Annotated in this window: 25 protein-coding genes and 2 tRNA genes; 12 read left to right on the forward strand and 15 right to left on the reverse strand. The window is 71.2% G+C overall.

All coding sequences use genetic code 11. The annotated features are described in order from the left end of the window. Positions 1-28 precede the first annotated feature (28 nt). Genes ABD709_RS12060 through pknB form a run of 7 tightly spaced genes read left to right on the forward strand, consistent with a single transcriptional unit; the run spans position 29 to position 8,729 of the window. Positions 29-763 (forward strand): FHA domain-containing protein, encoded by a 735-nt coding sequence (locus ABD709_RS12060; protein ID WP_344775669.1) that lies wholly within the window; start codon positions 29-31, stop codon positions 761-763. Beyond that, positions 756-1,232: an FHA domain-containing protein FhaB/FipA gene (locus tag ABD709_RS12065; RefSeq protein ID WP_344775671.1), complete on the forward strand. Its 477-nt coding sequence runs from the start codon at positions 756-758 to the stop codon at positions 1,230-1,232. Before ABD709_RS12060 ends, ABD709_RS12065 begins: the two co-directional genes overlap by 8 nt. Positions 1,233-1,234: 2 nt before the next feature. Then, entirely contained in the window at positions 1,235-2,527 is a 1,293-nt protein-coding gene (locus ABD709_RS12070) for a PP2C family protein-serine/threonine phosphatase (protein WP_344775673.1), read from the forward strand. A 2-nt stretch (positions 2,528-2,529) separates the two neighbouring features. Next, positions 2,530-3,915, forward strand: a complete 1,386-nt coding sequence (locus ABD709_RS12075; protein WP_344775675.1) for an FtsW/RodA/SpoVE family cell cycle protein — start codon at positions 2,530-2,532, stop codon at positions 3,913-3,915. A gap of 1 nt (position 3,916) precedes the next feature. After that, positions 3,917-5,380, forward strand: coding sequence for a peptidoglycan D,D-transpeptidase FtsI family protein (locus ABD709_RS12080; RefSeq protein WP_344775677.1), 1,464 nt, complete (start codon positions 3,917-3,919; stop codon positions 5,378-5,380). Next, complete coding sequence (locus tag ABD709_RS12085) at positions 5,377-6,783, forward strand: protein kinase domain-containing protein (protein WP_344775679.1); 1,407 nt, start codon at positions 5,377-5,379, stop codon at positions 6,781-6,783. The genes ABD709_RS12080 and ABD709_RS12085 overlap by 4 nt, the downstream gene beginning before the upstream one ends. Next, positions 6,780-8,729 (forward strand): Stk1 family PASTA domain-containing Ser/Thr kinase, encoded by a 1,950-nt coding sequence (gene pknB / locus ABD709_RS12090; RefSeq protein ID WP_344775681.1) that lies wholly within the window; start codon positions 6,780-6,782, stop codon positions 8,727-8,729. Before ABD709_RS12085 ends, pknB begins: the two co-directional genes overlap by 4 nt. Before the next feature lie 6 nt (positions 8,730-8,735). On the opposite strand, the gene ABD709_RS12095 is transcribed toward pknB, so the two are convergent. Next, the gene (locus ABD709_RS12095) at positions 8,736-9,524 is read right to left on the reverse strand and encodes a DUF881 domain-containing protein (RefSeq protein WP_344775683.1); all 789 of its coding nucleotides are present in this window, start codon (positions 9,522-9,524) and stop codon (positions 8,736-8,738) included. A 79-nt stretch (positions 9,525-9,603) separates the two neighbouring features. Between ABD709_RS12095 and ABD709_RS12100 the strand changes: the two genes are divergently transcribed. Then, positions 9,604-10,095, forward strand: a complete 492-nt coding sequence (locus ABD709_RS12100) for a cell division protein CrgA (protein WP_344775685.1) — start codon at positions 9,604-9,606, stop codon at positions 10,093-10,095. A 184-nt stretch (positions 10,096-10,279) separates the two neighbouring features. Here the strand turns inward: ABD709_RS12100 and ABD709_RS12105 are convergent, their stop codons facing one another. Next, positions 10,280-11,185 carry a rhomboid family intramembrane serine protease gene (locus ABD709_RS12105; protein WP_344775687.1) on the reverse strand — a complete coding sequence of 302 codons (906 nt, stop codon included), beginning with the start codon at positions 11,183-11,185 and terminating at the stop codon, positions 10,280-10,282. Positions 11,186-11,222: 37 nt separating this feature from the next. Then, positions 11,223-11,735, reverse strand: a complete 513-nt coding sequence (locus ABD709_RS12110; protein ID WP_344775689.1) for a peptidylprolyl isomerase — start codon at positions 11,733-11,735, stop codon at positions 11,223-11,225. A 166-nt stretch (positions 11,736-11,901) separates the two neighbouring features. Here ABD709_RS12110 and ABD709_RS12115 point away from each other — a divergent pair, with 166 nt between their 5' ends. Beyond that, positions 11,902-12,453, forward strand: a complete 552-nt coding sequence (locus ABD709_RS12115) for a hypothetical protein (RefSeq protein WP_344775691.1) — start codon at positions 11,902-11,904, stop codon at positions 12,451-12,453. A gap of 9 nt (positions 12,454-12,462) precedes the next feature. On the opposite strand, the gene ABD709_RS12120 is transcribed toward ABD709_RS12115, so the two are convergent. Together ABD709_RS12120 and ABD709_RS12125 are read right to left on the reverse strand one after the other, a co-directional pair. Next, positions 12,463-12,798 (reverse strand): DUF3817 domain-containing protein, encoded by a 336-nt coding sequence (locus ABD709_RS12120; RefSeq protein ID WP_344775692.1) that lies wholly within the window; start codon positions 12,796-12,798, stop codon positions 12,463-12,465. Beyond that, the gene (locus tag ABD709_RS12125; RefSeq protein WP_344775694.1) at positions 12,795-13,571 is read right to left on the reverse strand and encodes an SURF1 family protein; all 777 of its coding nucleotides are present in this window, start codon (positions 13,569-13,571) and stop codon (positions 12,795-12,797) included. The genes ABD709_RS12120 and ABD709_RS12125 overlap by 4 nt, the downstream gene beginning before the upstream one ends. A 73-nt stretch (positions 13,572-13,644) precedes the next feature. Between ABD709_RS12125 and ABD709_RS12130 the strand changes: the two genes are divergently transcribed. The 3 genes from ABD709_RS12130 to ABD709_RS12140 all read left to right on the forward strand — a co-directional run bounded on the left by ABD709_RS12130 (position 13,645) and on the right by ABD709_RS12140 (position 15,963). Continuing rightward, positions 13,645-14,370, forward strand: coding sequence for a FadR/GntR family transcriptional regulator (locus tag ABD709_RS12130; protein ID WP_344775696.1), 726 nt, complete (start codon positions 13,645-13,647; stop codon positions 14,368-14,370). Further along, positions 14,367-15,107 (forward strand): sterol desaturase family protein, encoded by a 741-nt coding sequence (locus ABD709_RS12135; protein WP_344775698.1) that lies wholly within the window; start codon positions 14,367-14,369, stop codon positions 15,105-15,107. Before ABD709_RS12130 ends, ABD709_RS12135 begins: the two co-directional genes overlap by 4 nt. Positions 15,108-15,168: 61 nt before the next feature. Further along, positions 15,169-15,963, forward strand: coding sequence for an MBL fold metallo-hydrolase (locus tag ABD709_RS12140; protein ID WP_344775700.1), 795 nt, complete (start codon positions 15,169-15,171; stop codon positions 15,961-15,963). Here ABD709_RS12140 and ABD709_RS12145 read toward each other — a convergent pair. The 10 genes from ABD709_RS12145 to gnd form a co-directional block, all read right to left on the reverse strand. Next, complete coding sequence (locus ABD709_RS12145; protein ID WP_344775702.1) at positions 15,960-16,919, reverse strand: hypothetical protein; 960 nt, start codon at positions 16,917-16,919, stop codon at positions 15,960-15,962. The genes ABD709_RS12140 and ABD709_RS12145 overlap by 4 nt on opposite strands. Positions 16,920-16,942: 23 nt before the next feature. Further along, a tRNA-Ala gene (locus tag ABD709_RS12150) sits at positions 16,943-17,015 on the reverse strand. Positions 17,016-17,043: 28 nt separating this feature from the next. After that, entirely contained in the window at positions 17,044-17,172 is a 129-nt protein-coding gene (locus tag ABD709_RS12155; protein ID WP_425575117.1) for a DLW-39 family protein, read from the reverse strand. A 23-nt stretch (positions 17,173-17,195) separates the two neighbouring features. Next, a tRNA-Ile gene (locus ABD709_RS12160) sits at positions 17,196-17,269 on the reverse strand. Positions 17,270-17,513: 244 nt separating this feature from the next. Next, on the reverse strand, positions 17,514-18,125 hold the full coding sequence (locus ABD709_RS12165) for a DUF3566 domain-containing protein (RefSeq protein WP_344775704.1): 612 nt from the start codon (positions 18,123-18,125) through the stop codon (positions 17,514-17,516). Next, the gene (gene gyrA, locus ABD709_RS12170) at positions 18,125-20,734 is read right to left on the reverse strand and encodes a DNA gyrase subunit A (protein WP_425575121.1); all 2,610 of its coding nucleotides are present in this window, start codon (positions 20,732-20,734) and stop codon (positions 18,125-18,127) included. Before gyrA ends, ABD709_RS12165 begins: the two co-directional genes overlap by 1 nt. 132 nt (positions 20,735-20,866) lie before the next feature. After that, positions 20,867-22,975, reverse strand: a complete 2,109-nt coding sequence (gyrB, locus tag ABD709_RS12175) for a DNA topoisomerase (ATP-hydrolyzing) subunit B (protein WP_425575118.1) — start codon at positions 22,973-22,975, stop codon at positions 20,867-20,869. A gap of 286 nt (positions 22,976-23,261) precedes the next feature. Continuing rightward, complete coding sequence (locus ABD709_RS12180; RefSeq protein WP_344775708.1) at positions 23,262-23,837, reverse strand: DciA family protein; 576 nt, start codon at positions 23,835-23,837, stop codon at positions 23,262-23,264. After that, positions 23,830-24,957, reverse strand: a complete 1,128-nt coding sequence (gene recF / locus ABD709_RS12185; RefSeq protein WP_344775710.1) for a DNA replication/repair protein RecF — start codon at positions 24,955-24,957, stop codon at positions 23,830-23,832. Before recF ends, ABD709_RS12180 begins: the two co-directional genes overlap by 8 nt. Positions 24,958-24,979: 22 nt before the next feature. Beyond that, on the reverse strand, positions 24,980-25,867 hold the full coding sequence (gene gnd, locus ABD709_RS12190; RefSeq protein ID WP_344775712.1) for a phosphogluconate dehydrogenase (NAD(+)-dependent, decarboxylating): 888 nt from the start codon (positions 25,865-25,867) through the stop codon (positions 24,980-24,982). Positions 25,868-26,119 lie beyond the last annotated feature (252 nt).

A 26,119-nucleotide genomic window follows, 5' to 3' on the forward strand; every position in this document is an offset into this window, starting at 1 on the left:
CGTTCGAGCCAGGGAAGGAGGAGGACCCGTGGGTGGGCTGCAGCGCTTCGAGCAGAAGCTGGAGCAGGCGATCTCCGGAGTCTTCGCCCGTACCTTCCGCAGTGCGGTGCAGCCCGTCGAGATCGCGGCTGCCCTCCAGCGCGAGCTCGACAACAAGGCACAGATCCTCTCCCGGGAGCGCCGGCTGGTGCCCAACGCGTTCGACGTCGAGCTCTCCCAGACCGACCTGGAGCGGCTCTCGCCCTACGACACGACGCTCGCGAGCGAGCTCGCCGGCCAGCTCCAGGAGCACGCCGACATGCAGAGCTACGTCTTCCCGGGGCCGATCCGGATCGCGTTCAAGCCGGCCTCCGATCTCGGCACCGGCCGGTTCCGGGTGCTGAGCCATGCCGAGGCGACGGTCAGCGGCACCCTCCGGGGTGCGGGCCGGGAGACCCGCGCCGTGCTGGAGGTCAACGGCACCCAGCACCCGCTGCAGCCGCCGGGGCTGGTGATCGGCCGCGGCAGCGACGCCGACCTGCGGATCAACGACCCCGGGATCAGCCGGCGGCACGCCGAGTTCCTCGTCACGACCCAGGGCGGCGCGGGCGTCGCGCCGGGCCAGGGCGACCTGCATATCGAGGTCCACGACATGGGCTCGACGAACGGGATCACCGTCGACGGTCGTAAGGTCGCCCGAGCCGTGCTGCGCGACGGTTCTCGGGTCCAGGTGGGACACACCTCGCTGACGGTGCGGATGGTCGACGGAGGCGCCGGTGTCTGAGCTCACCCTCTTCCTGGTCCGCATCGCCTACCTGGCGATCCTGTGGATCTTCGTCCTCTCGGCGATCTCGGTGATCCGCTCCGACATGTTCGGTGCGCGGGTGCCCACCACGGCCGCCGGCGGACGTACCAAGGAGCCGAAGCAGGCCAAGCAGAAGCCCCCGCCGAAGCGTCGTGGCGCCCCGACCCACGTCGCCGTCGTGCAGGGCCCGAACACCGGCGCCACCGCGGCGCTCGCCGACGCCCCGATCCTGATCGGTCGCGGCACCGACGCGGCGATCCGGCTCGACGACGACTACGTCTCCACCCGCCACGCCCGGATCGCGGCGTCCGGTGACCAGTGGTTCGTGGAGGACCTGGGCTCGACCAACGGCACCTACCTCGGCACCCAGCGGATCACCCAGCCGACGACCCTCATGCTCGGCTCGCAGGTCCGCATCGGGAAGACGATCCTCGAGCTGAGGAAGTGATCGTGACCGAAGCCGCGACCACAGAGACCCCCGTCACCGCCTCCTTCCGGCTGCGGTTCCACGCGATCTCCGACGTCGGCCGGGTCCGGAAGGACAACCAGGACTCGGGGTACGCCGGCCCGTGGCTGCTCGCCGTCTGCGACGGCGTCGGCGGCGCGGCGCGGGGCGACATCGCCTCGAGCACCGCGATCGGCGAGCTGCGCCAGCTCGACGAGCAGCCCGGCTCGGGCGACCTGCTGGTCCGCGTCACCGACGGCCTGCACGAGGCGCACGAGGCGATCGCGGGCCAGGTCGACCAGGACCCGGCGCTCAACGGCACGAGCACCACCGCGACCGTCGCGCTCTTCGACGGCAACAAAGCGGCGATCGGCCACGTCGGTGACTCGCGTGCCTACCTGTTCAGGGACGGCGAGCTGTCCCAGCTCACCACCGACCACACGTTCGTGCAGACTCTGATCGACGAGGGCCGGATCACCGAGGCGGAGGCGCGGGTCCACCCGCACCGCAACCTGATCCTCAAGGCGCTCGACGGCCTGCACGAGGTGGAGCCCGACGTGTTCGCGCTCGAGCTGGTGCCCGGCGACCGGCTGTTCCTCTGCAGCGACGGCGCGTGCGGGGTGCTCGAGCCCGCGCGGATCGCCGACGTGCTCTCCGGAGGGAGCCCGGAGTACGCCGCCATCGAGCTGGTGCGCGCCAGTCTCGAGGCGGGCAGCTCCGACAACGTCACCTGCATCGTGGCCGACGTGCTCACCGAGGAGCAGGCGGCCGAGCAGCCCCCCGCCGACCCGCAGGTCGTGGGCGCGGCGGCCGAGCTCAAGCGGCGCCTCCCCCGCACCCTGTTCCGCGGGCACCGCTCGGGCGACACCGGCGAGCTCGAGCCGGTCGCGGCCGAGATCCCCGACGGCGTCGACTTCGCCATCCGCGCCGACCCGGTCGACCCGGAGGCCTACCGCTACGCCCCCCGGCCGCCCGCCCGCTACGCCTGGACCAAGCGCATCCTGGCGCTGGTCGTGGTGCTCGGCGTGCTCTGGGTGGCGCTCGCGTCGGCGTACTGGTGGACCCAGCAGCAGTACTACGTCGGCGACCACGACGGCCACGTCGCGATCTACCGCGGCATCCCGGGCGTCCCCGGGCTCTCCAGCCTCTACAAGGACAGCGACGTCCCCGTCGACTCGCTCGAGCCGGGGCTGCAGAGCGAGCTCGACGACGGCATCTCCGTCGACGACTACGACCAGGCCAAGGACCGCGTCGCGATGTACGCGCACCAGGCGCAGAACGCCGAGCCGTCCGAGTGAGCATGACGAACAACGCCGGGCTGATGGGCTTCGTCCACCGCCGTCGGCGGGGAGCGGAGCTGTTCCTGCTCGTGCTCGCCCTCGTCGTCGGGATCGGTGCCTATGCCTCCGTCGGTCTCGGCGTCGACGGCGAGGTGCCGGCGAACCTGATCGGCTACGGCAGCTGGCTCGCCGCGCTCGCCGTCGTCGCCCACATCGCGATCCGGTTCGTCGCCCCGTACGCCGATCCCGTGCTCCTGCCGGTGGTCACGGCGCTGAACGGCCTCGGGCTCGCGGTGCTGCACCGCCTCGACCTCGCCGAGGAGACCTCCAACGCCAGCAAGCAGCTGATGTGGATGACGCTGGGCGTCGCGCTGTTCGTGGGCGCGCTGCTCGTGATCCGCGACCACCGGCAGCTCGGCCGCTACACCTACACGATGGGCCTGGTCGCCATCGGGTTCCTCGTCCTGCCGATGCTGCCGGTGATCGGCAACGAGGTGAACGGCGCGCGGATCTGGGTCCGGCTCGGCCCGCTCGGCTTCCAGCCCGGCGAGGTCGCCAAGGTGCTGCTCGTGCTCGCGTTCGCGGGCTACCTCGTCGTGCACCGCGACGCGCTGGCGCTCGCCGGCCGCCGGCTGCTGTTCATCGACCTCCCGCGCGGCCGCGACCTCGGCCCGATCGTCGCGATGTGGCTGATCAGCCTCTGCATCCTGGTGCTCCAGAAGGACCTCGGCTCCAGCCTGCTGTTCTTCGGCCTGTTCCTGGTGATGCTCTACGTGTCGACCGAGCGACCGGGCTGGCTGTTCGTGGGCGCGATCATGTTCTTGTGCGGTGCCGTGGCGGCGTACTTCTTCGTCGGGCACGTCACCGAGCGCGTCGACATCTGGCTGCACCCGTTCGCCGACGCGCGCGGTGACGGTTACCAGCTGGTGCAGAGCCTCTACGGGTTCGCGTGGGGCGGGCTGATCGGCCAGGGTCTCGGCGAGGGGATCCCCTACCGGATCCCGGAGGCGCAGAACGACTTCATCATGGCGGCGGTCGGCGAGGAGCTCGGACTCACCGCGGTGATCGCCGTGCTGCTGCTCTACGGCCTGATCGTCGAGCGCGCGCTGCGGACGGCGCTGATCTGCCGCGACGGGCTCGGGAAGCTGATCGCGATGGGGCTCGGCAGCGTCATCGCGATCCAGGTGTTCGTCGTCGTCGGCGGCGTCACCCGGCTGGTCCCGCTGACCGGCCTGACCACGCCGTTCCTGTCCGCCGGCGGCAGCTCGCTGATCGCGAACTGGGTGATCGTCGCGATCCTGCTGCGGATCTCCGACCAGGCCCGCCGTCCGGTGCCCGACCTCACCGAGGAGTCGGGGGACCCCGACGAGGCGCAGACCCAGGTCGTGAGGGTGGTGGACCGCTGAGATGAACAAGCCGATCCGCGCCGTCTCGATCTTCTGCCTGCTGCTGTTCGTCGCGTTGATGATCAACGCCACCTACCTGCAGTTCTGGGCGGCCGACGACCTCAACAACCGGCCCGACAACGCGCGCGCCACCGAGGCCGCGTTCAGCCGCGAGCGGGGCGACATCCTGGTCGGCCGGAAGGCGATCGCGACCAGCGTCGACAGCCACGACCGCTACAAGTACCTGCGCCGCTACACCGAGCCCTACCTCTACGCGCCGATCACCGGCTATCTGCAGCTCAACAGCCAGACCGGCCTCGAGCGCTCCCAGAACGAGATCCTCTCCGGCGAGGACCCGCGTCTCTTCGTGAACCGGCTGGTCGACCTGGTCCGCAACGAGTCCAACAAGGGCGGCAACGTCAGCCTGACCATCGACCCCGACGCCCAGGAGGCGGCCTACCAGAGCCTCGAGCAGGCGGTCGGCCCCGACGGCGAGGGCGCCGTCGTCGCGATCGAGCCGAAGACCGGGAAGATCCTGGCCATGACGTCGTACCCGACGTACAACCCCAACCAGCTCGCGACCCACGACTTCTCCGCGGCGGGCGAGAACTACAAGCGGCTCAGCAACGACGACCACGAGCCGCTGCTCAACCGGGCGATCCAGACCCGGCTGTTCCCCGGCTCGACGTTCAAGATGGTGACGGCCGCGGCCGCACTGGACACCGGGCTCTACACCGAGGACGACATGGTGCCGTCGGGGGCGACGTACCAGCCGAACGGCGTCGGCAACGTGATCGACAACGAGGGCCGCTACCAGTGCGACCCCGCGAAGGTCTCCTTCGCGACCGCGATGGAGTTCTCCTGCAACACGGCGTTCGCGCGGATGGCGGTCGAGCTCGGCGAGGACAGGCTGCGCGCGACGGCAGAGGCGTTCGGGTTCAACAGCGACGACTACTTCGACGACCTGCCGGCCACCGCGGAGTCGGTGTTCCCGACCGAGGACCTCGAGGACACCTTCGTCGCCCAGACCGGCTTCGGCCAGTACACCGTGCAGGCGACGCCGCTGCAGATGGCGATGGTCGCCGCGGCGATCGCCAACAACGGCACCCTGATGAAGCCCAAGCTCATCGACGAGATCCAGTCGGCCGACTACGAGACCCTGCAGCCCTTCGAGCCGGAGGAGCTGCAGCACGACGCGATCTCGCCGAAGGCCGCTGAGCAGGTCACCGACCTGATGGTCGACACGGTGAACAGCGGCACGGCCAGCCCGGCTGCGATCCCCGGGGTGGAGGTCGCCGGCAAGACCGGCACCGCGCAGCGCGGCAGCGGCCTGCCGCCGTACGCCTGGTTCACCTCGTTCGCGCCGGCGGGGGACGCGAAGGTCGCGGTCGCGGTGATGATCCAGTCGGCGCCCGGCAAGGAGATCGCGGGAGGCCTGCTCGGGGGGCCGGTGGCGAAGGCAGTGATGGAGGCGGTACTGCAATGAGCGAGACCGGACAGCCCGAGCAGTACGCCGACGCGGCCCGCCGCTACCGGCTGGACTCGCGCATCGCCACCGGCGGCATGGGCGTCGTGTGGCGGGCGACCGACAGCCGGCTGAACCGGGCCGTCGCCGTCAAGGTCCTCAAGAACGAGTACGCCGAGGACGAGACCTTCCGCCAGCGGTTCGAGACCGAGGCGCGGCACGCCGCGTCGCTGCACCACCCGGGCATCGCGGGGGTCTTCGACTACCAGGCCGACCCGGCCGGGCTGGCCACCGGCGGGGCGCCCTTTCTCGTGATGGAGCTCGTCGACGGCCAGCCGCTCTCGGCGCTCCTCGCCCAGGCCCGGACCGACGGGCGGGTCCTCGACCCCGACGTCGTGCGCGACCTGATGGCGCAGGCGGCCGACGCGCTCGGGGTGGCCCACCGGGCGGGCATCGTGCACCGCGACGTGAAGCCGGCCAACCTGATGGTGACGCCGGAGGGCCAGGTCAAGGTCACCGACTTCGGCATCGCCCGCGCAGCGGACGCGGCGCAGATCACCCGTACCGGCGCGGTGATGGGCACGCCCCAGTACCTCGCGCCCGAGCAGGCACGCGGCAACCCCTCGGTCCCGGCCTCGGACGTCTACGCCCTCGGCGTCGTGACGTTCGAGTGCCTGACCGGCCGGCGGCCGTTCGAGGCCGACTCCCCGGTGGCGACCGCACTGGCCCACCTCCAGCAGCCGGTCCCCGACCTGCCCGACACGATCCCCGCCGACCTCGCGGCCGTGGTGCAGCGCGCGCTCTCGAAGGACCCCGCGGAGCGCTATCCCGACGGCGCGGCCTTCGCGGTCGCGCTGCGGGACCCGTCGGCGGCCGCGCCCGGTCCGGCGCCCGGCGCCGCGACCGTCGTGGCTCCGGCCGGCGCCCCGGACACCGAGTCGACCGCCGTCCTCCCCGCGGTCGCCGGAGCGGTGCCCGCGGCGACGGCGACACCGCCGACCCAGGCCCGCCTGGAGACGCCCGCGCCGTACGCCGGCCGCGAGGAGCCCGCCCACCGGTCGCCGTGGCCGGCGGTGGTGCTGGTCCTGCTGATGGTGGCGGCGGCGGTCCTGCTCGCGTGGCTGTTCCTGGCCAACCGCGGCGACGACACCCCGGTCGACCTGCCGAAGCACCACAAGACCCGCACCAGCTCGGCCACGACGACGTCCTCCAGCCCCACCGAGTCGAGCACACCGCCGACGAGCACGCCGCCGACGAGCACCCCACCGACGTCGCCGACGTCCGCTCCGACCACGCCGACGTCCTCCGCGCCGACGACGCCGTCCTCGAGCGCGACCACCCCCACGACGCCGACCACGTCCGCCTCGGGAGGTTCGGCCTCGACCGCCGTGGCCCCGCTCTCGTCGACGAAGGGGGCGCGATGACGACCGGGGCGGGCGGAGGCTCGACGGTCGGCGGCCGCTACCAGCTCGGCGAGCTCCTCGGCCGGGGCGGGATGGCCGAGGTCCGCAAGGGCGTCGACACCCGGCTCGGCCGCGTGGTCGCGGTGAAGCGGCTGCGCACCGACCTCGCCTCCGACGCCACCTTCCAGGCGCGGTTCCGCCGCGAGGCTCAGTCCTCGGCATCGCTGAACCACCCGGCCATCGTCGCTGTCTACGACACCGGCGAGGAGCCGACCGACGACGGCTCGGGGGTCGCGCAGCCCTACATCGTGATGGAGTACGTCGCCGGCCGCACCCTGCGCGACATCCTCCGCGAGGGCCGCAAGATCCTGCCGGAGCGGGCGCTGGAGATCACCAGTGGCGTGCTGTCCGCGCTCGACTACAGCCACCGGGCCGGGATCATCCACCGCGACATCAAGCCCGGAAACGTGATGCTCACGCCGTCCGGCGACGTCAAGGTCATGGACTTCGGCATCGCCCGCGCGATGAGCGACGCAGCGTCGTCGATGACCCAGACCGCCGCCGTCGTCGGGACCGCGCAGTACCTCTCCCCCGAGCAGGCGCGCGGCGAGACCGTCGACTCGCGCTCCGACGTCTACTCCGCGGGCTGCCTGCTCTACGAGCTGCTCACCGGTCGACCGCCGTTCGTCGGCGACAGCCCGGTTGCGGTCGCCTACCAGCACGTGCGCGAGCCCGCCGTACCTCCGTCCCACCACGACGCCGACCTCACTCCGGAGATCGACGCGATCGTGATGAAGTCCCTGGCGAAGCGGGTCGAGGACCGCTACCAGTCGGCGGCCGCGATGCGCACCGACATCGAGCGCTACCTCGCCGGCCGGCCCGTGCAGGCCGTGATCCCACCGCCCCCGCCCGACCCCGGCCCGCCGACGACCGCCACGCAGGTCGTGCCGACGCCCGGTCCGGGCGTGGTCGACACCAACCCCCGGGGACGCGCGGTGTCCGACGACGAGCCGCGCAGCCGGGCCTGGCTCTGGGTGCTGATCGGCCTGCTCGTGATCGCACTGCTCGCCGCGGCGTTCTGGGCCTGGCCGAAGCTGTTCCCGTCCGCCCCCAGCGAGGCGCTGGTGCCGGACGTCATCGGGCTCGACCGGCAGGCCGCCCGCGAGAAGCTCGCCGCCGAGGGCTTCGACGTCGACGACCGACTGGCCGCGTGCAGCGACAAGTACGCCGAGGACCACGTCACCGAGCAGGACCCGACGGGCGACGAGTCGGCCGTCCCGGAGTCGACGACGGTGAAGCTGACGCTCTCGACCGGCACCTGTGACTTCCCGATGCCGGACGTGACGGACTCCTCGCAGGACGCCGCGATCGACACCCTGGTCAATGCGGGGATCAAGCGGGACAACATCGAGATCAAGCCGCAGGAGTGCGACACCGACCAGCCGAAGGGCACCGTCGTCGAGCAGGACCCGGCGCCGCAGACCATGGTCGGTGCCACGGACACCATCACCCTCTGCCTGTCCGACGGCCCCGAGGCCGTGCCCGCACTGGTCGGCCTGTCCAAGGAGGACGCGACCGCCCTGATCAAGCAACGCGGCTTCCGCCCGGTCTTCGCGGACGACAACCAGTCCACGGAGCCGAAGGGCACTGTCACCAAGCAGAACCCGAAGCGGGGGACGACCCAGCCGCAGGGCGGCACCGTCGTCATCTACATCTCGACCTACGAGGAGCCCACGACGTCGGCTCCGCCCGGCGGCCAGGACACCGACCACGACGGCCTGACCGACGACGAGGAGCTCCTCGTCGGCACCGACCCGACCAACCCCGACACCGACGGCAACGGGGTCAAGGACGGGGACGAGGACGCCGACGGCGACGGCTTCAGCAACAAGAAGGAGTTCCAGGCGGGCACCGACCCCACCGATCCCCTGTCGTTCCCGACTCCGGGGCAGGGGAACGGCGGCTGAGCGAACCTACCGCAGCGGCTCGGCGTACTGCAGGTCGGTGACGCCGTCGTAGGCGGGCGCCTCCACGCGGTCCTCGGTCTCGAGGTCCCACCCGATCGCGATGTCGGGGTTGGCGGAGTCGGCGCGGTAGCCGACGACGAGCGGGTCGGCGTCGATGGCGCCGACCAGCGCACCCGGGTCGCCGACGGCCTGGATGACATAGGGCTGGGGGTAGGGCACGCCCTGCAGCTGGACCGCGTTGCCCTCGCACTTGATGCCGGTCGTGCTGATCACCCGCTGGCCCGCGATGGTGACCGCCTCGGCGCCGCCGTGCCACAGCGCGTTGACGACGGCCTGGATGTCCTGCTGGTGGACGACGTACCGGTTGAGCTGCTGGGTGTCGGCGCCGGAGTCGAGCGCGGCGTCGAACACGTCCTGCGGGGAGTCGGCGAGGGTGATGGTGACGCCGGCACCGCTGCGGGGCTCGAGCCCGGCCGGGTCCTTGATCTCGTCGATCTGCTCGCGGGCCCGGCGGACCCGGATGGTGCCGACGTCGTCGGTGAGGCGGTCCACCTCGGTGTGCAGGCCCGCCACCCGGTCCTGGAGGCCCTTGACCTCGTCGGCCTCGGACTGCACGAGGCTGGCGAGGTCGGTGTAGCGCCCCGGGCGGAGGTCGGTGCCGCCGCTGTCGGCGGCGGAGACGGCGAAGAGCGCACCGCTCGCGAGGACGACGGCGGGCGTCCCGACGCGCCACGCGAGCGAGCGACGCGACTGCCGCTGGTGGGGGCCCTCCTCGCCTTGGTGCGCTCCCGTCATATTGTCTAGCGTAGGCGGGCGGTCGACGCGCACGTCTGCCTGCCACCGAACACGAGATCAGACGCCGAGGAGCACCCCCGTGTCCAAGCTGTCCCGCCTGACCCGCAAGGGGAACTCCGACGTCCTCGGAGGTCCGACCGGTCCGGTGCTCTCCGTCCGGTCGGTGCTCGCGCTGATCCTGTTCCTGGGTGGCATCGCGTGGGTCGTCTTCTACTACGTCGGCGTGCGCCCGCCGCAAGGGTTCCCGGAGTTCTCCGGCAACGCGGCGACCGGCCCGGACTTCATGCAGAAGCTCGAGGGCTGGAACTACCTGATCGGTTTCGGCGCCGCGATGCTCGGCCTCGTCGTCGCCGCGCACCCGTCGACGCCGCTGGGGCGCGGCCGCGGCGTGGTCGTCGGGATGCTGGGCTGCTTCCTGGTCGGCCTCATCTGGATCTGCACCTACTACGTCACCCAGACCGGTGACGACCCGATGAACGTGCCGATCATCAACGACCTGCAGCAGAAGAACCTGTTCGTCGGCATCGCGCTGATGGCGGTCGGCTTCACCTTCGCCACCCGCTGGGAGTAGCCGCCGTCATCCCCAGGGATATCCACACCTGTGGGGGGAATGACAGGGCTGTAGTTAACCCACAGCGGTGGAGAACCCTGTGGATGACGGGATTCGAGGTGCCCGTCGCGCGCGCCTTTATGTACGTACATCAACCTTTATGTACGTACATAAAGCTTGATGTACGTACATAAAGGCCGCCGCCTCAGCCCAGCATGGCCATCCGCACGGCGGTCGCGGCGAGGAGCGCGACGACCACGGCGGCCACGCCGGCCGATTGGACCAGCGTCCGGCGGGCCTTGGGCGCGTAGACCAGGATCCCGGCGATCAGCAGGCCGCCCACGAACCCGCCCACGTGGCCCTGCCAGGAGACGTTGGGGACGATGAACGTCAGCAGGGCGTTGGCGCCGATCCAGCCCAGCAGCCCGGACATGTCCGCGTGCACCTTGCGGGCGATGACCAGCAACGCGCCCATCAGCCCGAAGATCGCGCCGGAGGCGCCCAGGGTGACCTGGTTCTCCGAGGAGAGCCACAGCACGCACACCGAGCCGGCCAGGCTCGAGCCGAGGTAGAGCACGAGGAACCGGGCCCGGCCCAGGGCGATCTCCAGCTGCGGGCCGAGCACCCACAGCGCCAGCATGTTGAAGCCGATGTGCCAGACCTCGATGTGGGAGAACGTGCTGGTCAGCAGCTGCCACACCGCGCCGTCGGCGACGCCGTTCACCCAGTGCGCGCCGCGGTTGATCGCGTCACAGGTCGACGCGTCGCCGATCCCGGGAAACCAGCCGCCGTTGTCGGTCTGGCATCGGCCCTCGGGCAGCAGCCCGATCAGCTCGAAGAGCCGGCTGCTCGCGCCACCGCTGGCGACGATCGCCAGCCAGACGACGGCGTTGATCCCGATGAGCGTCATCGAGACGATGCCGGGGCGCGAGGGCCGCAGCCCGCCGTACGCCGTCCGCCCGCTGCGGGTCTGCTTGCGTCCCTCGGCCAGGCAGTCGGGGCACTGGAACCCGACCGCCGCGTCGTTCATGCAGTCCGGGCAGATCGCGCGCCCGCAGCGCTGGCAGCTGATGTAGGTCTCGCGCTCAGGGTGCCGATAGCAGGTCGGCACCCCCGGGGCGGACCCCCCGGACGTCGTCACTGCCCGGTCACTCCCCGGAGATCTCCACGCTCTCGATCACGACGGGGTCGATCGGCCGGTCGCCCGGGCCGGTCGGCGTCGCGGCGATCGCGTCGACCACGTCGCGGCCGGCCTGGTCGGCGACCTCGCCGAAGATGGTGTGCTTGAAGTTCAGCCACGTGGTCGCGCCGACGGTGATGAAGAACTGCGAGCCGTTGGTGCCCGGCCCGGCGTTGGCCATCGCGAGCAGGTACGGCTTGTCGAAGGTCAGCTCCGGGTGCGGCTCGTCCTTGAAGGTGTAGCCGGGGCCGCCGGTCCCGGTGCCGAGCGGGCAGCCGCCCTGGATCATGAAGCCCGGGATCACCCGGTGGAAGCCGAGGCCGTCGTAGAACGGCCCGGTACGGCCGTTGGGCGTGGAGTACTCCTTCTCGCCCGTGGCGAGGCCGGTGAAGTTGGCGACCGTCTCCGGCGCGTGGTTCGGGAAGAGGTTGACGGTGATGTCGCCCTTGTTGGTCTTCAACGTGGCCTGGAGATCTGCCATGACGTCCCTTGCTCGACTGGATGGGTACAGGGTGCCCGCCAGGCGGGTCCTTCCTCGATCCTAGAGCGGGGCACCCGAAGGCGGGTGGCCCGGCCCGTCTGGTCGTGGTGGGATGGGGGTACAGGTCAGATGCACCCCCGGACAGAGATCACGAGAGGTGGGTTCTATGGGACGCAAGAAGAACTCGGCGCTGCAGGACGCCGTCGGGACGGCGGAGGAGTACGTCGGCTCCGCGATCGAGCACGCCAAGGGCTTCATCGAGGACACCGCGCGTCCGGCACTCGCCGATGCCCGCGACAAGGCGCGCCCGGTTCTCGCCGACGCGCGGGACAAGGCCCTTCCGGTGATCGCGGACGCGCGGGAGAAGGCACAGCCGGTAGTGGCAGCCGGCGCGGCGACCCTCGCGGAGAAGGCCACGCAGGCCAAAGCCGCGGCCGAGACGAAGGCCGCCGAGATGACGGGAAAGAAGAAGAAGCGCTCGAAGTTCAAGATGCTGCTGCTGTTCGGCGGCATCGCCGGCGCGGTCGCCGTCGCCGCGAAGAAGCTGCAGGGCGGTTCGTCCTCGAGCAGTGGTGGCGCCTGGCAGTCGTCGTACTCGCCGCCGGCTGCTCCGACGTCGTCCGCGCCGCCGGCACCGCCGGCACCGGCCCCGACCGACGAGCCCGTCGCCGAGACGCCCGACCCGTTGGCCGACCCGCTCTCGGAGAAGCAGGAGTAGCGGGAACGCTCAGGCCGCAGCGAGCTCCGGGTGCTCAGCCCGGAGCCGCTGCGCGACCCGGTGCTCGACCCAGAAGATGAGGACGGGCACCAGGCCCGCGACGAGGGTCAGCGGCAGCGCCGTGAGCTTCCAGCCGGCCTTGGTGATGAGCAGGAACGCCACCACCACGTAGGCGATGTAGACCCAGCCGTGCACCGGCCAGACCAGCATCATCTTCGCGCCGATCGACTGGGCGGTCTCGCCCTCCGGCACCAGGTAGTACAGGGGCAGCGCTGCGTAGCCGATGAGCAGCAGCACGCCGACGACCATCGCCAGCACCCGGTACGCCTTGAAGAGCCTGGTCACGGGGCTGAGGCTACGTCGTCCTCCTGAGAGGACCTCGCAGCGGCCTCGATCGCCGCCTCCTCCGCAGTGACCTCGGTTACGTGCCGCCACCAGAGGAAGAGCGCGAACCCGCCGAAGACCCACCACTCGAGCGCGTAGAGGAAGTTGCGCAGCGCGGTGAACGTGCCGGTGTCGGGCAGCCGGTCGAGCATGGCGGGCTGGAGCCCGCTGGTCGGTTGCTCCGCGACGACGTACCCGTCGTAGAGGTCCTGGTGCACCCGCTGCACCAGGTCGGCCGTCCGCAGCGCCGGGAGCACGTCGTCGGAGGGATCCGCGTCGGCGGCGCCACCGCTGTCGGCGGGCTGGAGCCAGCCGACCACCTCGGCGTCACCGGTCGCCGGCGGGACGGCCGCGGCGTCGGTGCCCGCCGGGACCCAGCCCCGGACGACCGGTACGGCGGCGGCGTCGGTACCGCCGTTGGTGAGCGGGGTGACCACCCACAGGCCGCGGTCGCCGGACGTGTCGGTGCGGTCGCTCACCAGCACCGTGCCCGCACCGACCCACGAACCCCGGATCGTCACCGGCCGGCCGACCTGGTCGCCCGGGAACGGGTCGTCCGGCCCGATCAGGTCGTCGATCGGCACCGGTGCGGCGCCGGTGAGGTCGCGCTGGGCGGCCTCGCGGTGCACGTGCCACGCGTGCAGCTGCCACACGCCGAGACCGACAGCCGCGGAGACGCAGACCAGAGCCAGGAGATGGGCCCCCAGCAACCGGGGGCTCCACCAGACGCGCACCTCGCCAGCGTACGGTGCGACCATCTGGTCATACCACTTGACCAGTACCCGGCATCTGTCGTAACGTCCCGCCATGGCCCTCCGTCCCGTGCAGCGACAGTCCGTGTCCGACCAGGTCTTCGACCAGGTGCTGACCGAGGTCGTCGACGGCGAGCTGGGCGCGGGCGACCCGCTGCCGAGCGAGCGCCGGCTCGCCGAGGTCCTCGGGGTGTCCCGGCCCGCGGTGCGCGAGGCGCTGCAGCGGATCGCGCAGACCGGCCTGGTCGAGGTGCGGCACGGCGGCGCCACCATGGTCCGCGACTTCCGGAGGTACGCCGGCCTCGACCTGCTGCCCCGGCTGCTCGTCCGCGAGGGCGGGCTCGACGCGGGCATCGCGAGGAGCATCGTGGAGTCCCGGACCCAGATCGGGCCCCTGATCGCCGGTCTCGCCGCCGAGCGGGGCGGCCCGGTGGCCGCGGCGGCGCTCGGCACGGTGCTCGAAAGGTTCGAGGCGACGACCGACCCGGCCGAGTGGCAGCTCACCGCCCTGGAGTTCTGGGACGTGCTCGTCGACGCTGCCGACTCCATCGTCTACCGGCTGATGTTCAACAGCCTGCGCGCGGCCTACGAGCCGGCGGTCCCGGCACTCGGAGCACTGCTGGTCGACGAGGTCGGCGTGCTCGAGCCCTACCGGGTGCTGGTCGCGGCGGTCGGCGCCGGCGACCCACCCACCGCGCGGGCGGCCGCCGAGCGGGTGCTCGGACCGACCGCGGAATCGTTGCTCGGCGCCTTCGCCGAGCTCGGAGAGGAAGTGCGATGAGCAAGGTCGACCCCCAGGTCGAGGCCGCGGTCGACGCCGCCGCCCGGCGGCAGCTGGCCGACGACGAAGCCAGGATCACCGGCACGGCACGCCGGCGGACGAGCTCCTCGATGCGCCAGGTCTTCGTCGAGTTCTGGCGGCACCCCTCGCCGTACCTCCTCGGCGGCAGCCTCGTCGCCGCGATCACCGGCCGCGTGCTGTCCGGTCCCGGCTCAGCGTGGGAGCTGCTGATCCCGGTCGGCCTGCTCGCGATCATGCCGGTCGTGGAGTGGCTGATCCACGTCTGCATCCTGCACTGGAAGCCGCGCCGGCTCGCCGGCCTGCGGATCGACCCGCTGCTCTCGCGCAAGCACCGCGCCCACCACGCCAACCCGCGGGAGATCCCGCTGGTGTTCGTGCCGTGGCAGGTCGAGCTGTCCCTGGTGCCGTTCAACGCCGCGATCGCGTGGCTGGTGACGCCGACGTGGAGCGCGATGTTCACTCTGCTCGTCACGGTCTACGTACTGCTCTCGGCCTACGAATGGACGCACTACCTCCTGCACAGCGACTACCGGCCGAGGTCGCGGTGGTTCCGTGCGGTGTGGCGCAACCACCGCCTGCACCACTACAAGAGCGAGCACTACTGGTTCACGGTCACCACCGCCGGCACCGCCGACCGGCTGTTCGGGACCTGCCCCGACCCGAGCACGGTGCCGACCTCACCCACGGTGCAGCGGCTGCACGCGCTCGACCACTGACCGGCGCGGCTCCTACCACGGGAGGTAGGCGCGGCCTGCGGCACCTGCGACGATCTCGGGCATGCGCGTCCACCACCTGAACTGCGCCACGATGCGGCCGCCCCTGGCGCCGGTCATGGTCGCCCACGTCCTGCTCGTCGAGCGGGACGAGGGCCTGCTGCTCGTCGACACCGGCTTCGGGACCGGAGACGTCGCCGACCGGCGCCGTCTCGGCAGGCCGTTCGCCGCCCTCGTGCGCCCGGACCTCGACCCGGCCGAGACGGCCGCGGCGCAGGTGGCGGCGCGCGGCTTCGACTCCGCGGACGTCACCGACATCGCCCTGACCCACCTCGACCTCGACCACGCCGGCGGGCTCGCGGACTTCCCGCAGGCCCGCGTCCACGTGTTCGGAGCCGAGCTCGACGCCGCCACGGCACCCCGGCTCAGCGAGCGGGCCCGCTACGTCGCGGCCCAGTGGGCGCACGGCCCGCAGTGGGTCCGGCACGACGAGCCCGGCGACCACTGGTTCGGCTTCCCGGCCGTGCAGGCGCTGTCGGACGACGTCCTGCTGATCCCGCTCCCCGGTCACACCCGCGGGCACTGCGGCGTGGCCGTACGTCGAGCGGACGGGCACTGGCTGCTGCACGCGGGCGACGCGTTCTTCGACGGCCGGCAGGTCCTGTCACCGGCCCGCTGCCATCCCGCGCTCGGCGGGTTCCAGGTGCTGATGGCCACCTCCAACCGGCAACGCCGGGAGAACCTCGCGCGGCTGCAGGAGCTGGCTGCCGGCCACCGTGAGGACATCACGGTCTTCTGCGCCCACGCCAAGGCGACGTACGACCGGCTCGCCGCCGCGGCGGCGGCCGAGCGCTCCTAGTCCGCGCAGACCGCGAACGGGAGGTGCTGGGCCTCGGTGAGGTCGATCGCGGTCGCGGGCCGTGCCAGGTCGTAGCCGAGGCGGCCGCCCGCCGGGTCGGCCACCCCACGGTCGAAGGCCAGGCCGAACTCCGGGTGCGTCGGCGGCATCACGTCGGCGATGCGCAGCCGGTCGAAGGCGTCCGCGCGGTCCTCGCCCAGCCGGACCGTGGCGAGCTCGCCGCCGAAGGACACCGAGAACGGGCCCAGGTCGTCGAGCTTCTGCAGCTCGTCCGCCGAGGAGGCCGCGAGCTGGTCGTGCATGCCGGCGCCGAAGACGGTGTCGAAGGGCAGGCAGGCGCTGGAGACGTACGTCGCCGTCGCGGGGTCGCCCACGACCGCCTGGATGTCGTCGTCGGTCGCCCAGCTCTCGTCGCCCGACGGCAGCGGACCCGACGAGATCAGGTTGCGGCTGGGATCGAACGCCGCACCCGCGAGCACGCCGACGTTCGCCTTGATGGCTCGCTGGACACCGTCGGGCGAGACGTTCTGGTGCAGCGCGATGATCCAGCTGCTCGGGTCGCCGTCGCCGTACTGCGCCTCCCACGCCACGTCGTCCTCACCGAAGCCGAAGTCCGAGCGCAGCCGCGCGTCGTCCGGCCGGAGCAGGCCGGTGGAGAAGGTGGCGGCACCGCCGACCTCGCTCCAGAAGCGGGCCCGGTCGGCGGCCGGCGACTCGCCGTCGAGCTCGCCGAACCCGAGGACCAGGCGCAGCTGGTCGAAGTCGGTGACCTCGAGGACGGTCGCGTCCTGGGGGATCAGCGGCAGCACGGCGGCCGAGGCCTCGAGGCTCGCGTCGTAGGTGGTGGCGGCCGGCGACTCCGCGGCGCCCGGCGGGTAGTACGGCTTCGGGTCGTTGCTGCAGGCCCCGGCCAGGACCGTGACGAGCGCCAATGCCGCGCAGACCCCGACCCTCACGCGCGGAAGTCTCTCATGGTGGGTGGAGCGTAGGGGACTCGAACCCCTAACCCCCTGCTTGCAAAGCAGGTGCGCTACCAATTGCGCCAACGCCCCCAGCTCGCGGCGCTGTGGCCGCACCTGGTCAGGACTCGGGAAGCTTGTCGGTGGCCTCGGCCCACAAGGCCTGCTCGGCCTTGCTCTCCTGCATCTTCCGCATCGCGACGGCGACGCCGCCGGCGGCCAGCGCCATGAGCACGAGCTTCTTCAACACCAGGACCTCCCGTGGTGGGTGAGTGGGCCTAACAGGACTTGAACCTGTGACCTCTTCCTTATCAGGGAAGCGCTCTAACCGTCTGAGCTATAGGCCCTCGAACCGATGCGGAACGTTACCCGACCGCGACCCGACCGATGAAATCCGGGTCCGCCTCGTCGGCTCGCCGCGGAACTCCGGGGATCGGCGCAGTCAGCTGCCGAATCACCACGGTATGCAGACGAATGGCCGCTTACCCGGCGGAATTCCGCACGGGAGGCGTCGACTCACCTGCATACCGTGATGATTCGGCGACCTGGCGGCGGCAGCACGGCGGGGGCGAGCCCGCACCCCCGCCAGGATCAGTGCTGGTCCTCGGCGAGAGTCAGCTCGATGCCACCGAGAAGGGCGGCGGCCATGTTGTAGAGGAAGGCGGTCAGGGTGGCGGTGGCGGTGATCAGCACGACGTCGATGGCCGCCACCAGCATGGTGAAGCCGAGCACGCGGGACGTGCCGACGTAGTCCTGGACCTGGAAGGACGAGATGTCCGAGCCGCCGATGCCTTCCTGGATGGTGCTGTTGATCGAGTCCCACACGCCGGCGGCGCCGAGCACCTGCCAGACCATCGCGACCGAGACCACGGTGACGACGGCGAACGCGATCGAGAGCAGGAACGAGGTCTTCATGACCGACCACGGGTCGATCCGGGTGAGCCGCAGTCGGGCGCGGCGCGGGACCTTGGGACGGGAGGCGGTGACGGTGGGATCGCCCTTCTTGCCGGGCGCCTTCGCCGCGGGCGGGGTCCCCGTCGGCGCGGGCGGCAGGTCGGGCAGCGGCTGCGCCGGCTCGTCCTTCAGCGGGGGGCGGACGACCGTGTCATCCTTGCCGGCCTTGCCGGCCTTGCCGGCCTTGCCGGCCGACGCGCCACCGCGTGCCTGGGGTCGACTCGACGGCTCCGTGGCGCGGTCGGTCATCACCCCTCACTCTCCCCGGGGCCACCTGCCCCGGCGTCGCCCGTCTCGGCGGGCTCATTGCCGTCGATTGTGACATCCGGACCGGAATCGGGCGATTCCGTGTCGTTCTCCGGTACGGCGTCCGCCTCGCCGGCGACCTCGTCCTCGACCCGCGACTCCACCGAGCGGGCGACCACCGCGACGGCGTCGCCGGCCTTCGGGCTGACGAACTTCATGCCCATGGTCGACCGCCCCTTCGGGCTGAAGTTGGCGTCGATGGGACTGCGGACGACCTGTCCGGACTGGGTGATCGAAAGGACCTCATCACCATCTTCGACGATGAAGGCGCCCACGAGGTTGCCCTTGACCTCGTTGAACTCCATCGTCTTGATGCCCGAGCCGCCGCGCCCCTGGGTGCGGTAGTCGTGGATCGGCGTCCGCTTCGCGAAGCCCGCGTCGGTGATCGTGAAGACGAACTGCGGCTGCTGGCCGGCCTCGGCAGCGGCCTCGTCGGAGTCCTCGACCGCGATCTGGGCGGCGCGGATGACCGACATCGAGAGCAGCGAGTCACCGGCGATCTTGAACTTCATGCCGGTCACGCCGGAGGTCGCACGGCCCATCGGCCGCAGCTGGCTGTCGTCGGCCCGGAACCGGATCGACTGGCCCTTGCGCGACACCAGCAGGATGTCGTCGTCCGGCCCGACCAGCTCGGCGCCGATCAGCTCGTCGTCGTCCTCGCGGAAGTTGATCGCGATGACACCGGCCTGGCGCGGGCTGTTGTAGTCGGCGAGCCGCGTCTTCTTGACCAGGCCGCTGCGGGTGGCGAGCACCAGGTAGGGCGCCTGGTCGTAGTCGCGGATCGCCAGCACCTGCGCGATCGCCTCGTCCGGCTGGAAGCTGAGCAGCCCGGCGACGTGGCCGCCCTTCGCGTCGCGCGACGCCTCGGGAAGGTTGTAGGCCTTGGTGCGGTAGACCCGGCCGGCCGTCGTGAAGAACAGCAGCCAGTGGTGGTTCGTGGTCGCGATGAAGTGCTCGACCACGTCGTCGCCACGCAGGGTCGCGCCGCGCACGCCCTTCCCGCCGCGCTTCTGGGTGCGGTAGAGAGTGGCGAGGGTCCGCTTGGCGTAGCCGCCACGGGTGATCGAGACGACGAGGTCCTCGTCGGGGATCAGGTCCTCCATCGAGAGGTCACCGTCCGCCGCGATGATCTGCGTGCGGCGGTCGTCGCCGTACTTGTCGACGATCTCGGTGAGCTCCTGGGAGACGATCTGACGCTGCCGGGAGACGTTCGCGAGGATGTCCTGGAAGTCGGCGATCGTCAGCTCGATCTCGGCCAGCTCGTCGATCGTCTTCTGGCGCTGCAGGGCCGCCAGCGCCCGCAGCTGCATGTCGAGGATCGCGTTGGCCTGGATCTCGTCGATGTCGAGGAGCTCGATCAGGCCGGCCCGCGCGTCGGCGACGTCCGGCGAGCGCCGGATCAGGGCGATGACCTCGTCGAGCATGTCCAGCGCCTTGACCAGGGCGCGCAGGATGTGCGCGCGCTCCTCGGCCTTGCGCAGGCGGTACGCCGTGCGCCTCTGGATGACCTCGACCTGGTGCGCGACCCAGTTGCTGATGAACTGGTCGATGGTCAGTGTCCGCGGGACGCCGTCGACGAGGGCCAGCATGTTGGCGCTGAAGTTGGTCTGCAGCTCGGTGTGCTTGAGCAGGTTGTTGAGCACGACCCGAGCGACGGCGTCGCGCTTGAGGACGACGACCAGCCGCTGCCCGGTGCGGCCCGAGGAGTCGTCGCGCACGTCGCTGATGCCCTGGACCTTGCCCGAGTCGGCGAGCTCGGCGATCTTCAGCGCCAGGTTGTCGGGGTTGACCATGTAGGGCAGCTCGGTGATGGACAGGCAGGTGCGGCCCTTGGCGTCCTCGTCCACCTCGATCACCGCTCGCTGGGTGACCGATCCGCGGCCGGTGCGGTAGGCCTGCTCGATGCCCTCGCGGCCGACGATCAGCGCGCCGTTGGGGAAGTCCGGGCCCTTGATCCGCTCGATCAGGGCGTCCTGGAGCTCCTCGCGGGTGGCGTCGGGGTGCTCGAGCGCCCACTGCGCTCCCTCGGCCACCTCGCGCAGGTTGTGGGGAGGGATGTTGGTCGCCATGCCGACGGCGATGCCGGCGGACCCGTTGACCAGGAGGTTGGGGAAGCGCGCCGGCAGGACGAGCGGCTCCTCGGACCGGCCGTCGTAGTTGGGCCCGAAGTCGACGGTCTCCTGCTCGATGTCGCGGACCATCTCCATCGCGAGCGGAGCCATCCGGCACTCGGTGTAGCGCATCGCCGCGGCGGCGTCGTTGCCCGGGGAGCCGAAGTTGCCCTGGCCGTGCACGAGCGGTGCACGCATCACCCACGGCTGGGCGAGCCGGACCAGGGTGTCGTAGATCGCGGAGTCGCCGTGCGGGTGGTACTGGCCCATCACGTCGCCGACGACGCGGGAGCACTTGGAGAAGCCCGACGTCGGCCGGTAGCCGCCGTCGTACATCGCGTAGAGGACCCGGCGGTGCACGGGCTTGAGGCCGTCGCGGACGTCGGGCAGCGCCCGGCCGACGATGACGGCCATCGCGTAGTCGATGTAGGCCCGCTGCATCGAGGTCTGCAGCTCGATCGGCTCGATCCGACCGCCGCCGCCGCCCCCGTCGCCGCCAATGTTGCTCGTCGTCTCCGTCACGCTGGCTCTCTCTGCTCGTGTCTATCGAAATCTAAGAACTCATCTAGATACTCAGATATCGAGGAATCGGACGTCCTTGGCGTTGCGCTGGATGAAGGACCGCCGCTGCTCGACGTCCTCCCCCATCAGGATCGAGAAGATCTCGTCGGCCTGGGCGGCGTCCTCGAGCGTCACCTGGAGCATCAGGCGCTGGTCGGGGTTCATCGTGGTCTCCCACAGCTCCTCGGCGTTCATCTCGCCGAGTCCCTTGTAGCGCTGGACCGGGTTCTCCTTGGGCAGCTTCTTGCCCTGCTCCTGGCCGTCGCGCATGAGCAGGTCGCGCTCGGCGTCGGAGTAGACGAACTCGTGCTCGTGCGGCTTGTTCCACCGGATCCGGTAGAGCGGCGGCTGCGCCATGTAGACGTAGCCGTGCTCGATGAGCGGTTTCATGAAACGGAACAGCAGGGTCAGCAGCAGGGTGTTGATGTGGTGGCCGTCGACGTCGGCGTCGGCCATCAGCACGACCTTGTGGTAGCGCAGCTTCTCGAGCGCGAACTCCTCGTGGATGCCGGTGCCGAGCGCGGAGATGATCGCCTGGACCTCCTGGTTGGCGAGCACCTTGTCGATCCGGGCCTTCTCGACGTTCAGGATCTTGCCGCGGATCGGGAGGATCGCCTGGATGCGCGGGTCACGACCCTGCCGGGCCGAGCCGCCGGCGGAGTCACCCTCGACGATGAAGACCTCGCACTCCTCGGGGTTCGTCGACTGGCAGTCCGAGAGCTTCCCGGGGAGGCCGCCGCCACCCAGCAGCCCCTTGCGGTTGCGCGCGAGGTCGCGCGCCTTGCGGGCCGCGATCCGCGCCGACGCCGCGGCCTGCGCCTTGCGCACGATGTCCTTGCCCTCGGCGGGGTTCTGCTCCAGCCACGCACCGAGCTGGTCGTTGACCACGCGCTGGGTGAAGCCCTTCGCCTCGGTGTTGCCGAGCTTGGTCTTGGTCTGGCCCTCGAACTGCGGCTCGCTCATCTTGATCGAGATGATCGCGGTCAGGCCCTCGCGGATGTCGTCACCGCTGACCCGGTCCTCGCGCTTCTTGATCATCCCCCACTGCTCGCCCCACCCGTTGATGAGCGAGGTGAGCGCCGCGCGGAAGCCCTCCTCGTGGGTGCCGCCCTCGTGGGTGTTGATCGTGTTGGCGAAGGTGTGCACCGACTCGGTGAACGTGGTGTTCCACTGCATCGCCACCTCGAGCGACATGTGGTTCTCCACGCCCTCGGGGCTCTCCGCCTCGAACGAGATGACCGTGGGGTTCGCCTTGTCCTTGCGCCGGTTGAGGTGCTCGACGTAGTCGACCAGGCCGCGGTCGTACTTGAAGACCTGCTCGAGGCCGCCGCCCTCGCCGGGCTTGATCGCGTCGGTACCCGCGTTGTCGACGGTGTTGTCGATCATGCCGTCCTGGACCGCCTCGACGATCTCGTCCGCCTGCGGCCGCTCGTCGCGGACCACGATCTCCAGGCCCTTGTTGAGGAACGCCATCTCGCGGATCCGGGTGGTGATCGTCTCGAGCGAGTAGGTCGTGGACTCGAAGATGTCGCGGGAGGCGAACCAGGTCACCGTCGTGCCGGTGCCCTCGCCCTCCTCGAGGTCGCGGACCTCGCGCAGCGGGTAGTCGGGCACACCCAGCGAGAACTCCTGCTCCCACAGCTTGCCGCGGTTCTTGACCTCGACCTTCAGCCGGCTGGACAGGGCGTTCACGACCGAGACACCCACGCCGTGCAGGCCGCCCGACACCTTGTAGCCGGCGCCGCCGAACTTGCCACCGGCGTGCAGCACGGTGAGGGCGAGGGTGACCGCGGGCAGCTCCTGGCCCGGAGCCGTGCCGGTCGGGATGCCGCGCCCGTTGTCCTCGACCTTGACCGAGCCGTCCTCCTGGAGCGTCAGCACGATCCGGTCGCAGAAGCCGGCCAGCGCCTCGTCGACCGCGTTGTCCACGATCTCCCAGATCAGGTGGTGCAGGCCGCGCTCACCGGTGGACCCGATGTACATGCCGGGCCGCTTGCGCACGGCCTCGAGCCCCTCGAGGACCTGGATCGCGGAGGCGTCGTACTCCCCGCGGGGGTCCGGCACCACCACCGCGTCGACGCTGTCGTCGGCCGCGGGCGTGAGCTGCTCTTCGGTGGACACAGAGGACCTCGAGTCTGATGGGTCGCAGGGTGGCGGGCATGGAGAAGGCCGTCGCACACGCCATCGGCGACGCCTGCCCGGCCTGGAACCAGCATACCGGCACAGAGGCCCGCAGACACGTACCCGGTCCGCCGGACGGGGGTGTCTGTGGACAATCTTCGGCTCTCAGCGCCGCGAGAGGGCCTCTTGCAGCGCCGAACAGGGGGCGATCCAAGGGCCGGTACGTCGTCGTGGCCGTTCGGCGGCCCTCGCGGCCGCTCCTGCCGGCGCCCCCCGGCACTCGGCCTCAGCCGTAGGTGTCCCGCGGGCCGCGGCCGTCCCGGGTGCCGCGGCGTCCGTGCTTCCAGCTCGGCGCGTTCGGGCCCAGGACCTCGACGACGGTGACCGTGCCGTCGCCGAGCTCGGTGTTCAACCGCTTGACCAACGACCCCGCCAGCAGCTTGAGCTGGGTCGCCCAGGCGGTCGAGTCGGTGCGGACGACGAGCGTCCCGTCGGTGAGGGTCTCCGGCGTGGAGTGCGCGCCGATCTCGGGGCCGACCAGCTCGGTCCACCGGGCGAAGACACCGCGGACCTTGAGGTCCAGCGCCCACCCGCGGTCGTCGACGAGGCGGTCCAGCTCGGCGCCGAGCAGCTGCGGGTCGCGCTCGCCGGGGTGCGCGCCGCTGACCGGGACCTCCCCGCGCCGCAGCCACTTGCCGTCGGGGCGGCGCGCTGGCCACCGGCGCCTGCGGGACACCGCCGGTGTCCCGGAGCCGGCCGCACCGCGGACCATCGCACGCGCGAGGTCGAGCCCGTCGAGCCGGTGGTCCTCGGCCTCTGCCGGTTCCTCCGCCGGCTCGTCGGGGCGCTCGGGGTCAGCCACGGCGCACCTCTCCCCCGCCGACGTGGAAGGTCGTGCCGGCCAGCTGCTCGGGCACGTCGGCCTCCACGGCGGCGGTGACGAGGACCTGCTCGGCCCCGGCGACGAGCTCGGCCAGCTGACCGCGGCGGTCGGAGTCGAGCTCGGCGAAGACGTCGTCGAGGATGAGGATCGGGTCGTCGCCGTCGGCGCGGAGCAGGTCGTAGGACGCCAGCCGCAGCGCGAGCGCGAAGGACCAGGACTCACCGTGGGAGGCGTAGCCCTTGACCGGCAGCCGGCCGTCGTCGCCCGCGCCGAGGGTGAGCTGCAGCTCGTCGCGGTGCGGTCCGACCAGGGTGATCCCCCTGCGCACCTCGTCGTCGCGGCGGCGCTCGAGCTCGGCGGTGAACGCCGCCGGCCGGTCGTCGGCGACGGGCACGCTCGACTCGTAGGCCATCCGGGCGTCGTCGCGGCTGGCGCCGCGGGCCACCATCTCGTAGGCCTTGCCGAGGTACGGTGCCAGGTCCGCGACGAGCCGCTCCCGGCTCCGGACGATCTCGGTCCCGGCGGCGACGAGCTGCTCGTCCCACACCGACAGCGTCGCCAGCGCCGCCTCGCGCGAGGACCCGCGGGCAACGCCGAGCGTCTTGAGCAGGGTGTTGCGTTGCCGGAGCACCCGGTCGTAGTCGGCCCGCACCCCCGCCAGCCGCGGCGTGCGGAGCACGAGCAGGTCGTCGAGGAACCGCCGGCGGTCCGACGGGTCGCCCTTGACGAGGGTGAGGTCCTCGGGGCTGAACACCACCGTGCGCACGATCCCGACCAGGTCGCGGGCGCGGGAGAGCGGCGACCGGTTGATCCGCGCGCGGTTGGCGCGACCGGGGTTGAGCTCCACCTCGAGGACCGCGGTGCGCCCGTCCCGGACCACCGCTGCGCGCACGACGGACTGCTCGGCGCCGGCCCGGACCAGGGGCGCGTCGGTGGCGACCCGGTGGGACGCGAGGCGGGAGAGGTAGTCGATCGCCTCGACGAGGTTGGTCTTGCCCTGCCCGTTGCGCCCGACGAAGGACGTGACCCCCGGCTCGAGCGCGAGGTCCAGGTCGGCGTACGACCGGAACTCGTGGAGGGTCAGGTGCGAGACGTGCACCGGACCATTCTGCTCCCTCTCGTCATGCTCCGTGGGTCGCGTGGCCGCCGAAACCGGCGCGCATCGCTGCGATCGCCTTCATCGCGACGTCGTCGTCCTGGCGGGAGACGAACCGGGCGAAGAGCGCGGCGGAGATGGCGGGCATCGGTACGGCGTTGTCGATCGCGGCCTGGACCGTCCACCGGCCCTCGCCGGAGTCGTCGGCGTACCCCTTGAGCTTGTCGAGGTGCTCGTCGGCGCGGAGCTGGTCGACGAGGAGGTCGAGCAGCCAGGACCGGACCACGGTGCCGGTGCGCCAGGAAGCGAAGATCTCGGGGACGTTCTCGACGAAGTCGACCTTGTCGAGCAGCTCCCAGCCCTCGGCGTAGGCCTGCATCATCGCGTACTCGATGCCGTTGTGGACCATCTTGGCGAAGTGGCCGGCGCCGGGCTGGGCGCCGCAGTGGACCAGGCCGTCCGCGGTGTCGCCGGGCTTGAGCGCCTCGAAGGCGGGCATCACCTTCGCGGCATCCTCGTCGGAGCCGCCGTACATGAGGGCGTAGCCGTTCTTCAGGCCCCAGACCCCGCCGGAGACACCGCAGTCGACGAAGCCGACACCCTTCTCGGCGAGCGAGGCGGCGTTCTCCGCGTCGTCGGTGTACTTGGAGTTGCCGCCGTCGACGACGAGGTCGCCCCCGCCGAGCAGCTCCTTGAGGTCGGCGATCGTCGACCGAGTCGGCTCACCCGCGGGCACCATCACCCAGACCACCTTGGGCCCGTCCGACGGCAGCGCCCGGACCATCGCCTCGAGGCTGTCGACGTCGGCGAGGTCGGGGTTGCGGTCGTAGCCGACGACGGTGATGCCGGCGTCGCGCATCCGGGTGCGCATGTTGCCGCCCATCCTGCCGAGTCCGACGAGTCCGATGTGCATGTCGAGAGCGTAGCGACCGCGACGAAGTCACGGGCGCCGCGAGCGACAGGTTGAGCAAGCGCGCGACCGAGCTGGCGAGGTCGCGACCGCGCGTCGAAACCCGATCAGCGACCAGGCGGGAGGACCTAGCTGTAGTTCCCCGGCAGGTTGTGAACACGCAGGCGTAGACGAATAGCGAGGACCTCCAGTACGGAGGGGGTTACCACACCAACCCTCTAACTGGAGGTCCTACGTGACTCACGCTAACGCCCC

This window comes from Nocardioides panacisoli (assembly GCF_039537325.1).
In the GTDB taxonomy this organism is placed as follows: domain Bacteria; phylum Actinomycetota; class Actinomycetes; order Propionibacteriales; family Nocardioidaceae; genus Nocardioides; species Nocardioides panacisoli.